The organism is Limnospira indica PCC 8005 (genome assembly GCF_000973065.1).
Taxonomy (GTDB): domain Bacteria; phylum Cyanobacteriota; class Cyanobacteriia; order Cyanobacteriales; family Microcoleaceae; genus Limnospira; species Limnospira fusiformis.
On sequence record NZ_FO818640.1, the window covers coordinates 1,780,934 to 1,794,270 of the forward strand.

The following is a 13,337-nucleotide window of genomic DNA, read 5'->3' on the forward strand; positions in this document are numbered from 1 at the left end:
AGGACTTTAATTATTATCTCTATCCTCTGTTAAAACATGAATGATATTCAGTACAGCAGAGATCCCAATCAGACCCCCCACAGGTCTTAACACTTCTTCAAAAGTATCGGCTACCTCAGTTAAGGCTGAACGGTTCACGACCACGACATCATCTCGTTGTAAAACGGGATTATTCGGTGCATTTAGTCCGGCTTGAAAATCAATGGAAATTTGACGACGGGAAACGGTACCATCAGGATGCAAACGCAGCAGTTGCACGGAGCCAGTATTCGCCCGCCGCTGATTAAACCCCCCCGCCACTAAGATGGCTTGATTAAGGGTTGTATTAATCGGTACTTGCAGCGCCCCTGGTTGTGCGACTTCTCCCACCACATTAACCATCATAGTTCTGGGTGAAAAACTAGCACTGGCGAGGGAAATAATCTCATCGGGTGGCACGGCACTAGCGGTAGGAATTATAATAGAATCTCCTGGCTGTAAACTCATATCCTGAGTAGCATCACCAGTGGTCAGTAATTGCCACAAATCAACAGTTATAGTCTTTAATTCACCCGCCTGAGTCAGTCTTTGTAATTGAATGCGACGCAGGTTAGCTTGAGGCTTAATACCTCCCGCCCTTTGAATAGCTTGAGTAATAGTCGGTAATTCCGGCAAATTCGCCATTCCTTCCCCCATAATATGGGTTCCCGGATTAAATACTTCCCCGACGATAACTACTTGAAAAGGGGGTACTTCCTCGGGCGCAAAATTAGCGGAATTAATCTGTCGAATAGCGACGGGATCAAGACTTTCGGCGGTGGGTACTACAATTGTATCGCGATCGCGCAAAACCAGATCTTGACTTAAATCTCCATTTTCCAACAATTCCTTGAGGTTGACGACAATATTTAGCCTGGTGGGTTCTTGTCGCTGCACCTTAACCTGAGTAATATCTGCTGATTGAGTAATCCCACCCGCCTGCTGGAGAAGCTGAGTTACTGTATAGAACTGAAATTGTCGCTCAACGGTGTTAGATGTGGAAAGGGGGAGAATGTATGTTCCCGGTCTTTGTACTTCCCCCCCAACGGCAATGCTAATGGGACGGGGTGTAATAATTCTCACGCTGGGGAATGGTTGTTGTACAAAGGGAGTATAGGCGGCGGAAATTTTCTCGGTCAGTTGAGAAACTGATAAACCAGCTACGGTAATTTGACCGATTAGAGGCAGATTGAGTGTCCCATCAGTCAAAATCAGGTATTCGCCACTGTACTCAGGAACATCGAGAATATCTACCCTTAGCAAATCTCCTGGACCGAGGGTATAGGCATCAGGAACACGAATTGAGGCGGGGGTAATAGTGGGGATGGGGATAGAAGGTTGAGTTTGCGCTAGGCTGATAGGTGTGCTGCTATGCCATATCAATAGGGACATTAACCCCCAACTCATCAGGGTTGTCGCCTGGGGAGATTTGACAGCATTAGTTATATTAGCTGGAAATGATGGCTGAGTCATAGGTGAGAGTCAAGACACTGACAGATGAAACATGGAATATACAGTTGACAATGACTTGAAGGCTGAGGGTTTCTTCCTCATGGTAACGGCTATTCGGTGAAGTCGCTAGTTATTAGGTCGTCTAACTCAGCATAGTCGGGGATAGAAGCTGATACTGATGCACCGTTTCTGATGATAACCCGATCATGCTGCGATCGCGATAGTAATTCACTGAAATTTCTGCCTTTAAAAGCGATGAGATTGGCGGAAATGCCTACCTTCAGCCTTCCTAGATTTGATAATCCCATTAGATCGGCGGCGGTTTTGGTGACGATTTGGGGCCAGTCACCTGATGGATGATCTAAATGGCCGATTCTGACTGACATTTTGAAGACTTCTAAAACGTCATGATCTCCAAAAGCATAAAAGGGATCACGACAGTTATCACTCGCGACTGTTACGGGGATTCCGGCTTGTTTTAATTCATGCAGAAGTGTGACCCCTCGCCATTTTGGGGTTTTGGGTGTATTTGAATGGTTAGAATATTGTCTATCTTGCAGATATAAATTGCACATGGGCAAGCTGACAATCCCTATATTAGATGATTTAAGCAGATTAATGGTCTGGTTAATCACTTCGGGACTCTGGACGGATAAACTGCAACAATGTCCGCAAATTATGGGATTCTCAAATTGAGATTTAACCGCATATTCGGCGATTTTATATAGGGTATTAGAATCAGGATCGCCATTTTCATCGACATGGAAATCTAAGGATAAATTCCGGTCTTTGGCTAGGTCAAATACTCGCTCCATTTGTTGATCAAGGTCACGGTTAATATAAGCGACACCCCCTAAAATGCCGCCCATTTCTGCTACTCTATCGGCTAGTTTTTCTCCTTGGGGGGTTAAGTAATAATCCAGAGATACCAGGGATACAGCTTGCAAAAATAGTCGATCGCACCATTTTTCCCGCAGACTGTTCAATACTTCCCAGCTAATTTCTGTGAGTTTTCCGGCTGAGTCTAAATGGGTGCGGATAGCCTGAGTCCCATGGGCATAACTACATTTTAAACCAAATTCCATCCGCTGATAGATATCTTCAGGGGTCCAGTATTTTTCACTATCGGAAATAGCAGTATTTAGCGCCCCGGTAAAAGTCCCGTCGGGATTAGGCGATCGCTGCCAAATATGGCCCTTATCTAAATGGGTGTGTAAGTCCACAAAACAGGGCCAAACCTGTCCCCCCCGCAGGTCTACCCAGGGGATATCAGCCGTGTCTGTATTTCCAGCGGGTCGCAGTTGGCTAATTTTCCCCGATGTAATTTCCACATCGATTAATATTAGCCCCTCCCGCGTCTGTTGGCTTAACCAGTCCGGTTGGCTTACTTCCAGTAAACAGTAGGGAATATGGGCATTTTTTAGCCAGTAGCGATCGCTTTTGGGAATACTAATCATGACTACAATTTACCCCATCATGCAAAAATAACATTGTTAATATGCAAAAAGTTCATCAAACTTAGGATTTTGTAATATTAGCTACACTTTAACTGATTTTTCAGCTTTAACCTACTGATCAATTCTTAAAGTCATCGCTCAAATTTTCGGCAGCTTTAGGAGTAGTTTAATTTCCGGTTATCATTCCCTAATCACCCATATTTAGGTTGTTGTTTATGCAATTATCATAAACTTAGGGCTAGTTTTGATGTACTTATCCTCATTTTTGATATAGCCCAATCCATAAAAGTTATGATTAAATAAAGAGGCGATCGCTCATAAAGCTAGGGAAATGTAGTCCGGTGCTAGTCAACTTTACTATCAGAAAATCTCCATGACATCCATTCAAACTACCCCCAACTCGTTAACCTCTTCCGTCGGTCTGAAAATCGTGTCAGTCATTGGCTTAATTGCCTTTTCAGGATTTTATCTTAACAGTTGGCAGCAACTACTATCCAACCACTACGCACAACAGCAACCCCAAGCCGAAACCATTGTAACTGCTGTCGAAATTGTCCCAGAAACCGTAGAAACCCCAACACTAGAGGCCACCGTAACCCCCATCACCGATCCGAATGCGATCGCTGATTTAACCACCCAATTATACACCCAAATTGACCAAAACTGGCAACAGTACCCTACCTTTACCGAGAACCTAGTGTATCAGGTCTCAGTCAATCAAACAGGTGCGATCGCCCAATACAAAACCATCAACCTCGCCGCCGCCAAATATCTTAATCAGACTCCCATTCTCCAATTAAGTCAAGCCACCACCGAAAACCAACCCCAGGCTGAATTTCTCGTAGTCATGACTCCCAGTGGCACTTTACAAGTCAACCCTTGGGTTGCCCAATAGTATTCCCTTACCTGCCTTGATGATTGAGTAATTATACCAATTCATCAAGTCCTGACCCCCGCCAATTTCCACCGTTGTTTTACCCCACCATTTAATCAAAATGCTAACCGAATTATGGTCTTTAAAAGGCCGATACAAAATCCTACACCTAACCTGGTTTGCCTTCTTTCTTTCCTTTGTCGTCTGGTTCAACTTTGCACCTTTAGCCACAGCTATTCAAGACGATATGGGCTTAGAAATAAGTCAAATTCGTACCCTCGCTATTTGTAATGTTGCCCTCACAGTTCCCGCCCGGATTATTATTGGGATGCTGCTAGACAAATACGGTCCTAGAATCACCTACTCATTACTGCTAATTTATGCAGCAATTCCCTGTACAGCATTTGCCTTAGCCCAAAACTTTAATCAATTAGTAATTTCCCGTTTAGCCCTCAGCATAGTGGGTGCAGGATTTGTAATTGGTATCCGCATGGTAGCCGAATGGTTCCCCCCCAAAGAAATCGGTTTAGCCGAGGGAATTTATGGCGGTTGGGGTAATTTTGGTTCCGCCGCCGCTGCCTTTAGCTTACCCACTCTAGCAGCAATTTTAACCTTCGGTTCTGGGGGGGTAATTAACTGGCGAGTAGCCGTAGCATTAACAGGAATTATCGCCGCTGCTTATGGTGCTTTCTACTTCTTTAACGTCCAAGATACCCCCCCAGGAAAAGTCTATCAAAAACCCCAACGCGCCAGAGGTTTAGAAGTAACCACCCCCAAAGACTTCTGGTTTTTGATGCTCATGAATATTCCCCTAGTAGGTGTGTTGGGTATCCTAGCTTGGCGTTTAAGTAAAGTAGGTTTCTTGACCTCACCGCAACTTTATATCGTTTGGGTAGCCTTATTCGGTTTATATCTTTTCCAAGGTTATAACTGCTGGGAAGCGAATAAAGAACTAATCCTTGGTCACAAACACTATCCCCCCGCAGACCGTTACAATTTTTCCCAAGTTGCTATTTTGGAATTGACCTATTTTGTCAACTTCGGCTCAGAATTAGCTGTGGTGTCAATGCTTCCCGCTTTCTTTGAGAATACTTTTGGACTCAGTAAACCAGCCGCTGGAATGATAGCTGCTAGTTATGCTTTCATGAACCTAATGTCTCGCCCCGGTGGAGGTCTAATTTCTGATAAATTAGGTAGCCGTAAAAATACCATGGCGGTTCTGACTGCGGGAATGGCATTTGCTTATTTAATTATGGGTCGAGTTAATGGTGGTTGGTGGCTACCTTTGGCGGTACTTTTAACCATGACTTGTTCATTCTTTGTACAAGCTGGGGAAGGTTCATCTTTTGCGATCGTTCCCCTCATTAAACGCCGTGTTACTGGACAAATTGCCGGAAATGTTGGGGCTTATGGAAATGTGGGTGCAGTCGTTTATCTAACACTATTTAGCCTATTTCCAGAAGGTGATATCGGCAACCGAATTTTCTTCGAGATGTTAGGAGTAACTAGCATGATTGTCGCTTTCCTCTGTTGGTTTTTCCTCAAGGAACCTCAAGGGTCTTTTGCTGACCATCATCAAGAAGAATTACAAGCCAACGAAGACATTATCCCTGTCGCCAAATAACTCCTAAATAGGGGCGGGTTATTAACTAGCATCAAATTAGCTACTCGCCCCTGAACCGACAATAATTCCCTATCCTTCCTAGATGACTATCCTCCGTGGTTACGGTGATTAACTTCCGGTTGGGGTGGATTGATTAATTAATTGGCTGATTTTAGCAGATAATTAATCACAGTCAACTCCCCCCAATTGCCAGCAAATAGGTGACTGATATACTATAATCAAAACTGCCACAATTACCACCCATTAATCTAAAATGACTGAATTAACAAAAACTCTTTGTCCTTACTGCGGTGTTGGTTGCGGCTTAGAAGTTTTACCCCCCGCACAACCCGGAAAAGCGACAAATAGAGACTCCCAAGGAAATCCAATTTGGCAAGTTAGAGGCGATCGCACTCACCCCTCCAGCCTCGGTAAAGTTTGCGTCAAAGGCGCAACAATTGCCGAAGCCATAGACAAAAACCGCCTGAAATATCCCATGATCCGAGAGACCCTCGATCAACCTTTTCGTCGCGCCACCTGGGATGAAGCCTATAACCTTATTGTCAACCGCATTCAAACCGTCCGCCACACCATGGGGGCTGATGCTATCTGTATGTATGGTTCAGGTCAATTCCAAACCGAAGACTATTACATCGCCCAAAAGCTAATTAAAGGCTGTTTGGGAACCAATAATTTTGATGCCAATTCCCGCCTGTGTATGTCTTCAGCCGTCTCCGGTTATATCAAAAGTTTCGGTTCAGACGGTTCCCCCTGTTGTTATGACGACCTAGAAAAAACCGACTGTGCCTTTTTAATTGGCACTAATACCGCTGAATGTCACCCCATAGTTTTTAATCGTTTGCGGGTTCACCATAAGAAAAATCGCCAAGTCAAAATGATTGTGGTGGACCCTCGCCGCACCCAAACCGCTGAAGCCGCAGACCTACATTTAGCCATCCGTCCCGGAACCGATATTGACCTACTTAATGGTATAGCAAACCTCTTAATGCGTTGGGGTTTTATAGATTCTTTATTTATTGATGAATGTACCAAAGGATTCCCTGATTATATGCAGGTAATCCAATCTTATCCCCCGGAATTAGTAGCCAGAACCTGTGGTATTCGTCTGGATGATATTGAACAAGCTGCTAGGTGGTGGGGTGAGTCTCAACGAGTTTTATCTATGTGGTCAATGGGGATAAATCAGTCTTCCGAAGGGACTGCGAAAGTGCGGACTCTGATTAACCTTCATTTGATGACTGGAAATATTGGTAAACCTGGGGCGGGTCCTTTTTCTTTAACAGGTCAACCTAATGCTATGGGAGGTAGAGAAGCGGGAGGACTTGCCCATATTTTACCCGGTTATCGAGTTGTCACAAATCCCCAACACCGGAGAGAGGTTGAGCAATTTTGGGAACTAGAACCCGGTCAGATTTCTGACCAAGTGGGTTTGAATGCTTGGGAAATGATTACCGGATTAGAAACTGGTAAAGTGGGGTTATTATGGGTGGCGGCGACTAATCCAGCAGTCAGTATGCCGGATTTAGAAAGGACTAAAGCGGCTTTAATGCGATCGCCTTTTACCATTTATCAGGACGCTTATTATCCTACAGAAACCGCTGAATATGCCCATATTTTACTACCCGCCGCCCAGTGGGGAGAAAAAACCGGGACTATGACTAATTCTGAACGGGTCGTCACTTTATGTCAGGCTTTTCGTCAACCCCTAGGAGAAGCTAAAGCCGACTGGGAAATTTTCGCCGAAGTAGGGCGGAGGTTAGGTTTTCCAAAACCATTTAATTTCGCTAATTCCGCTCAAGTTTACCAGGAATTTGTCCGCTTAACTCGTAACCGTCCCTGCGATTTATCTGGGTTGAGTCATCATCGTTTAATGGTTTCTGGTCCTATTCAATGGCCTTGTCCTGAGACGGAAACCGAAATTAATCGCACCCCTAAACGTTTATATACTGATTTACGATTTAATACCCCTGACGGTCGCGCACAATTTGCGGCTTATTACTCCAAAGGATTAGCTGAACCCCCAGATCCAGATTATCCTTTAGTGTTGACAACGGGGAGATTATACGGCCATTGGCACACTCAAACACGAACCGGGAGAATTGAGAAAATCCGCAAAATGCACCCCACTCCTTTTATGGAAATTCACCCCAAAGATGCCCAGAAATTAGGCATTGAATCCGGCAATTTAGTGCAAGTGCGATCGCGCCGTGGAAAGGCTTATTTTCCCGCTCAAATTACTAAAGCGATCGCACCGGGAACTGTATTTGTACCCATGCACTGGGGCGCTTTATGGGGAGATAATACCGAAGCCAACGCCATGACTCACCCTGAATGTTGTCCTGAGTCTAAACAACCAGAATTAAAAGCCTGTGCCGTACAATTATCAATAGTTAACCCCGAATTATTACCAACTTCACAAACCCAACCTAACCAACAACAACTCAACCCAACTATTCCCGTCTAAATACCTCCGCTGGGAGGGTACATGATGAATTATTAAAACCGGGTTTTTCCTGCCATAGCAACCCCAAAACCCGGTTTCTCCTGATGATTAATTATCTGTATTGCGTTTGGAATGTTCTTTTAAAACCCATCCCATCAGAGACACAGGACCTTTAGAAACTGGCTCATGGGCAAGTTTTTTTGATTGTTTATTATACTGAGATTTAAACAAAAATTTATGAATCGACTTGTACACCTTGCCAACTTCTGGGTTCGAGGAATTAGACTCCTCAATCTTTGGCAGAGAGTCTATATGCCACCAAGTTATTAATTGATAAGCAGATACACCACCCAAAAAGCTACACAGCAGACTAAATGGCAGCGAATAGCCTACCCAAAAAAAGCCCCCCATAAACAATAAACCAATCACTAATCCGGTGGTTATTGCGCCTGTAGTAGTTGGAGAATCTGACATGGCTCGGCTACTCCATTTAATAGATAAGTTGTTTTAGACCTCATCCAAATCTTCACAAAGTTGTTGTAAATTTTGGTGTTCTAAGCGACGGGAAGATCGGCGATATTTTTTAGACTGCAATTTAGGTTCATATTGTTTTCCCCCTCCAGATTTACTTTTAGATTTGAGGCGATCCTCCTCTAGTGGTTGATGTTGAGACGTTTCCCAAGCCTCGATCGCCTCCTCAAGAAAATGGAGATATTGGGGGTATCTTTCCCAGTCTCCACGCACCACACATGATGGTTCTTCGCGGTGCAAACAATCATCAAATTGACACTTACCCTTAGTTAAGCGATCGCGAATTTCCGGGAAATAATTACCCAACTGGTGAGGGTCGCATTGCAATTCCGGTTGATTAAACCCCGGAGTATCAGCCAGGAAACCCCCGTTATGTAATTCAAACAATTCCACATGGCGGGTAGTATGCCGTCCTCGCCCCAATTTTCCCGACACTTCCCCCACCCGCAAATGACTATTAGGAATCAGTTTATTAATCAAACTAGACTTCCCCACACCAGACGGACCAGAGATAGCCGTAGTTTTCAGGCGCAAGCGATCCAGCAGAGAATTAGCAGTGCCAGAAACCTGGTTTCTATCACCATCTCTAGTGAGGGAAGGCGAACTTTCCCCGAAACCGGGTTTGTCCAACCCAGCCGAATTTGATGATAAATTCAGAGTCGGCGAAGTTTCCATGCGATCGCCCTCAAAGCGATATTCAACCCCATGATAGACACTAATCATCAAAGGGTCATATCCCCAGCCTCTCATGCGATCGTACCATTCTCGGAGGCTATCAGGGGGCAGTAAATCGCACTTATTAAAGCACAAACTCACCTCCAACCCAGTAGACTCCGCCTTGAGTAGAAAGCGGCTGAGAGTCACCGGATCTGGGTCGGGTTCAGCCACTGCAAACACCAATAATAAATGGTCTGCATTAGCAATACTAGGGCGCGCCAGCTCAGTTTTACGGGGTAAAATCTCAGAAATCACCCCTCTACCCCCCTGCCAGTCTGGACAGGAGACCACCACGCGATCGCCCACCATCACCTTCTGACCAATTTTCTTTAAACGAGCGCGACAGGTACAAAGCAAAGTCATCCGTTTAGCTTCCCCCCCGGCCCCATTCCCAGACGGAGACTGGTCAGGACTCAGACAAACCTGATAAAAATTAGCCTGACCAGCAACTACCGTTCCCATTATGCGATCAGCCGTCATAAACTCTTCACAGGCGGACAACGAACCATAATCGCAAAAAACTCTCCGCGATCGCAAACCTCCTCAATAGCATATCCTTCCATCACCAAGCTATCAGGAACCTGTTCAATAGGTTCGCCGCCATCTAACCACACCTCCAGCAAAGTCCCCGGTGTCATTTGTTGCAGACGCAACTTAGTCCGCACAAAATTAATCGGACAGGGGGTGCCGCGCAAATCAAGTTTAGCATCAGCCGAATAAGTATCTGAACCAGTCATAGACTCTTCACACAAAAGGAACAATCAATCCAAGCCATCAATCGAATGTTTTACTTTTGGAACAAATTACCAAGGAACCCTTCCAGGCCTCCTTTTCCGGTACGTTCTCCCTTAATTTGGGCCAACTGTTCCAAAAGTTCTCGCTCCTCATTAGTAATCCGGGTAGGAATATCAATCAAAATTGTAATCAAGTGATCTCCCCGACTCACCGGATTTCCCAAACGAGGGACACCCTGATTTTCCAGAGTCAGCACCGTATTCGGTTGTGTCCCCGCCGGAATAGTTAAAGAAGTCGTACCCTGAACCGTTTCCACCTCCAAAGTGCAGCCTAAAATCGCTTGCAGGTAAGAGATTTTCACATCTGACAGGATATTAATACCATCACGTTTGAAATTCGGTGTTGAGTCCACCGACAGAAATACATACAAATCCCCCGCCGGGCCACCTCGTTTTCCCGAATCCCCCTCATTAGATACCCGCAACCGCGTGCCATTATCTACCCCAGCCGGAATCGTAATTTTCAGCTTTTTAGTTACCTCTTTCAGGCCTTCTCCACCACAACTGACGCATTTTTCCTCAATCATCTGTCCAGTACCATTACAGGTAGGACAAACCGAAACCTGAGTAAAGCTACCAAAGGGAGTACGAGTCGCCCGTCGCACTTGACCACTACCCCCACAGGTAGAACAAGTTTTAGGAGAAGTTCCCGGCTTCGCCCCCGTCCCATTGCAAGTCTCACAGGTTTCTAAGTGACGGATACGGATTTCCTTTTCCCCGCCAAAAATAGCCTCTTTAAACTCCAAGCGCAAATCTAAGCGCAGGTCATCCCCTCGCGTGGGTCCCGTGCGTCGTCTGGCTGCCGTAGGGCCGCCCATACCCCCACCAAAACCACTGAAAAAACTTTCAAAGATATCAGCAAAACTATCGCCAAAGTCCTGACCATAGCCCCCTGCACCAGCACCAGATACCCCAGCTTCCCCAAAGCGATCATAACGGGCGCGGATTTCCGGTTCCGAAAGCACCTCATAGGCGCGGTTGATTTCCTTAAACCTTTCTTCAGCCCCCGGCTCCTTATTTACATCCGGGTGATATTTACGAGCCAGACGACGGTAAGCTCGTTTAATTTCTTCCTTGTCTGCGTCGCGGGAGACACCGAGGACATCATAGTAATCGCCTGCCATAAAGCTTTTTTCTAAAAATTAATTACTAAAACTACAGAACAAACCTAGAGTTAGGTCTTTCCTTAACTAGGGGTTGGATTAAGCATAAACTACCAACCCCACCGTTTAGGGAAACCCCTATTTTACATCATCCCACATCCCAACCTTTAATGGGACCATTTAACCGTTAGCGGTCAACTTATCTCTATGAACCACCCAGACTTTGGCTCTCAGAGCCCTCTAATTCTTTAGATTCTGTCTCGTCACTATTGCCGATTTCAGAGTCCATGTCAGAGTCTGTGCTTTCATCTTCTTCTGAGTCTAGCATCTGGGGTTCTTCAGTCGCTGACCCATTCCCCCTATCTCCCTGCTCATGTGCTGCATAAACCGCAGAACCTAGCTCATAGAGCAAATTTTGGAAACTCTCAACTTGTCGTTGCATATCCCCTAAAGAGATTTTGGGGTCGTTAACTGCTTTCTTTAAAGCGGCTGCTTCGGTTCGGGTTCGCTCTTTAAGTTCATTACTAATTGCTTTGGCATTGTTCTTTAATGTCACCTTACAATTATAGAACAGGGTCTGGGATTGATTTTTCAACTCGGCAATCAGTCTGTGGGCTTCGTCTTCCTCGGCGTAAAGCTCTGCCTCCTGTCGCATTCGCTCAATTTCCGTCTCGCTCAGTCCTCCGGTATTGGTGATTTGAATACTTTGCTCTCGGCCTGTGCCACGATCTATAGCAGATACTTTCAATATCCCATTAGCATCAATATCAAAAGATACCTCAATTTGTGGCACACCCCGTTTAGCGGGAGGAATGCCAGTCAGTAGGAACTTACCCAGGCTTTTGTTATCTTTAACCATGGCTCGTTCCCCTTGCAGCACATGAATTTCCACAGAGGTTTGTCCGTCGGTGGCGGTGGAGAACATTTGGGAACGACTGGTGGGGATGGTAGTATTGCGTTCGATGATTTTGGTGAACACTTCCCCTAGGGTTTCTAAACCCAGGGACAAAGGGGTGACATCCAAAAGCAGTAGGTCTTTGACTTCTCCTCCCAAAATCCCGGCTTGGATTGCTGCTCCTAGGGCTACCGCTTCATCGGGGTTAACAGAGCGATCGGGACTGCGATCGCCAAAATGTTTACTAATTGCTTGCTGTACTGCGGGAATTCTGGTTGAACCTCCCACCAAAATGATTTTATCAATATCCTGGGGTTCTAAACTGGCATCTTTGAGGGCTTGGGTTACTGGTTCGAGGGTACTTTTTACCAGGTCTCCCACTAAAGTTTCAAATTCCGAGCGACTCAGTTCTAGTTCTAGGTGCTTTGGTCCTGAGTCATCAGCACTGATGAATGGCAAGTTAATCGAGGTTTTGGTGCGATTAGAAAGTTCGATCTTCGCTTTTTCCGCTGCTTCGCGCATCCGTTGCAGAGCCATTTTGTCCGATGTTAGATCAATCCCTTCTTGTTTTTTAAAGGTTTCTACCATCCACATCACCAGACAGTTATCAAAGTCATCCCCTCCCAGGTGGTTATTCCCAGATGTGGATCTTACCTCGTAAATTCCATCTCCCAACTGGAGGATAGATACATCAAAAGTGCCTCCCCCTAGGTCAAAAACCAGAATGGTTTGGTCTTGGTCTTGTTTATCCAAACCATAAGATAGGGCTGCTGCTGTGGGTTCGTTGATGATACGCAACACATTTAAACCCGCAATAGTCCCCGCATCCTTGGTGGCCTGGCGTTGAGCATCTGTGAAGTAAGCCGGAACCGTAATCACCGCTTGATCAACAGTTTCCCCTAAATAGGCTTCGGCATCTTCTTTGAGTTTTTGCAACACCATCGCCGATATTTCTTGCGGCGTGTAGACCTGATCACGAATTTTGACATCTACTGTATTATCTTTACCAGAGACGCACTTATAGGGAACTCGCGATCGCTCCACTTCCGTATCTTCCCAGCGTCTGCCAATAAATCGCTTAATACTAAATATGGTATTCTCAGCATTAGTCACGGCTTGTCGTTTACCAAGCTGACCAATTAAGCGATCGCCATATTTACCAAAACCCACAATACTGGGTGTAGTCCGTCCCCCTTCTGAACTGGAAATAACTACAGGTTTACCCCCCTCCAGAACCGCCACACAACTATTAGTCGTACCTAAGTCGATGCCAATGACCTTTCCCATAGCTCCTCATCGATAAATTTGTGCAATGAATGGTAGAGCCATCCCCGTTCTAACATAAGAGCCTAGAAGCTAGACCCACTTACTACATAAGTCTACCCCCTTTCCCTGGCTGTATAACACTTAGGGCGCAGTAGTTGCGCCC

The 13,337-nt window shown here is 45.5% G+C and carries 10 protein-coding genes; 3 read left to right on the forward strand and 7 right to left on the reverse strand.

Annotated features, from left to right (window positions below; genetic code table 11):
* Positions 1–6: 6 nt before the first annotated feature.
* Positions 7–1,491: a polysaccharide biosynthesis/export family protein gene (locus XZ46_RS07860; protein WP_006669465.1), complete on the reverse strand. Its 1,485-nt coding sequence runs from the start codon at positions 1,489–1,491 to the stop codon at positions 7–9.
* 89 nt (positions 1,492–1,580) lie between these two features.
* Positions 1,581–2,927 (reverse strand): cytosine deaminase, encoded by a 1,347-nt coding sequence (locus XZ46_RS07865; RefSeq protein WP_008049495.1) that lies wholly within the window; start codon positions 2,925–2,927, stop codon positions 1,581–1,583.
* A 373-nt stretch (positions 2,928–3,300) separates the two neighbouring features.
* Here XZ46_RS07865 and XZ46_RS07870 point away from each other — a divergent pair, with 373 nt between their 5' ends.
* From XZ46_RS07870 to XZ46_RS07880, 3 genes are all read left to right on the forward strand, one after another.
* Positions 3,301–3,822 carry a hypothetical protein gene (locus XZ46_RS07870; RefSeq protein WP_006620600.1) on the forward strand — a complete coding sequence of 174 codons (522 nt, stop codon included), beginning with the start codon at positions 3,301–3,303 and terminating at the stop codon, positions 3,820–3,822.
* 100 nt (positions 3,823–3,922) lie between these two features.
* Positions 3,923–5,425: an MFS transporter gene (locus XZ46_RS07875; RefSeq protein ID WP_008049496.1), complete on the forward strand. Its 1,503-nt coding sequence runs from the start codon at positions 3,923–3,925 to the stop codon at positions 5,423–5,425.
* Between the two features lie 253 nt (positions 5,426–5,678).
* Positions 5,679–7,889, forward strand: coding sequence for a molybdopterin oxidoreductase family protein (locus XZ46_RS07880; RefSeq protein WP_008049497.1), 2,211 nt, complete (start codon positions 5,679–5,681; stop codon positions 7,887–7,889).
* Between the two features lie 87 nt (positions 7,890–7,976).
* Here the strand turns inward: XZ46_RS07880 and XZ46_RS07885 are convergent, their stop codons facing one another.
* The 5 genes from XZ46_RS07885 to dnaK form a co-directional block, all read right to left on the reverse strand.
* Positions 7,977–8,342 (reverse strand): hypothetical protein, encoded by a 366-nt coding sequence (locus XZ46_RS07885; protein WP_006620596.1) that lies wholly within the window; start codon positions 8,340–8,342, stop codon positions 7,977–7,979.
* A 33-nt stretch (positions 8,343–8,375) separates the two neighbouring features.
* Positions 8,376–9,596, reverse strand: a complete 1,221-nt coding sequence (gene rsgA / locus XZ46_RS07890; RefSeq protein WP_048894999.1) for a ribosome small subunit-dependent GTPase A — start codon at positions 9,594–9,596, stop codon at positions 8,376–8,378.
* On the reverse strand, positions 9,593–9,853 hold the full coding sequence (locus XZ46_RS07895; protein ID WP_006620077.1) for a sulfurtransferase TusA family protein: 261 nt from the start codon (positions 9,851–9,853) through the stop codon (positions 9,593–9,595). The genes rsgA and XZ46_RS07895 overlap by 4 nt, the downstream gene beginning before the upstream one ends.
* Before the next feature lie 50 nt (positions 9,854–9,903).
* Positions 9,904–11,034, reverse strand: coding sequence for a molecular chaperone DnaJ (gene dnaJ, locus XZ46_RS07900; RefSeq protein WP_008049499.1), 1,131 nt, complete (start codon positions 11,032–11,034; stop codon positions 9,904–9,906).
* A 184-nt stretch (positions 11,035–11,218) separates the two neighbouring features.
* Entirely contained in the window at positions 11,219–13,195 is a 1,977-nt protein-coding gene (gene dnaK / locus XZ46_RS07905) for a molecular chaperone DnaK (RefSeq protein WP_006620593.1), read from the reverse strand.
* Positions 13,196–13,337: the final 142 nt, after the last annotated feature.

Bases quoted from the DNA above. Each gene is read 5' to 3' on its own strand.
- XZ46_RS07860 (WP_006669465.1), bottom strand. From the start codon at position 1,491: ATGACTCAGCCATCATTTCCAGCTAATATAACTAATGCTGTCAAATCT.
- XZ46_RS07865 (WP_008049495.1), bottom strand. From the start codon at position 2,927: ATGATTAGTATTCCCAAAAGCGATCGCTACTGGCTAAAAAATGCCCAT.
- XZ46_RS07870 (WP_006620600.1), top strand. From the start codon at position 3,301: ATGACATCCATTCAAACTACCCCCAACTCGTTAACCTCTTCCGTCGGT.
- XZ46_RS07875 (WP_008049496.1), top strand. From the start codon at position 3,923: ATGCTAACCGAATTATGGTCTTTAAAAGGCCGATACAAAATCCTACAC.
- XZ46_RS07880 (WP_008049497.1), top strand. From the start codon at position 5,679: ATGACTGAATTAACAAAAACTCTTTGTCCTTACTGCGGTGTTGGTTGC.
- XZ46_RS07885 (WP_006620596.1), bottom strand. From the start codon at position 8,342: ATGTCAGATTCTCCAACTACTACAGGCGCAATAACCACCGGATTAGTG.
- rsgA (WP_048894999.1), bottom strand. From the start codon at position 9,596: ATGACGGCTGATCGCATAATGGGAACGGTAGTTGCTGGTCAGGCTAAT.
- XZ46_RS07895 (WP_006620077.1), bottom strand. From the start codon at position 9,853: ATGACTGGTTCAGATACTTATTCGGCTGATGCTAAACTTGATTTGCGC.
- dnaJ (WP_008049499.1), bottom strand. From the start codon at position 11,034: ATGGCAGGCGATTACTATGATGTCCTCGGTGTCTCCCGCGACGCAGAC.
- dnaK (WP_006620593.1), bottom strand. From the start codon at position 13,195: ATGGGAAAGGTCATTGGCATCGACTTAGGTACGACTAATAGTTGTGTG.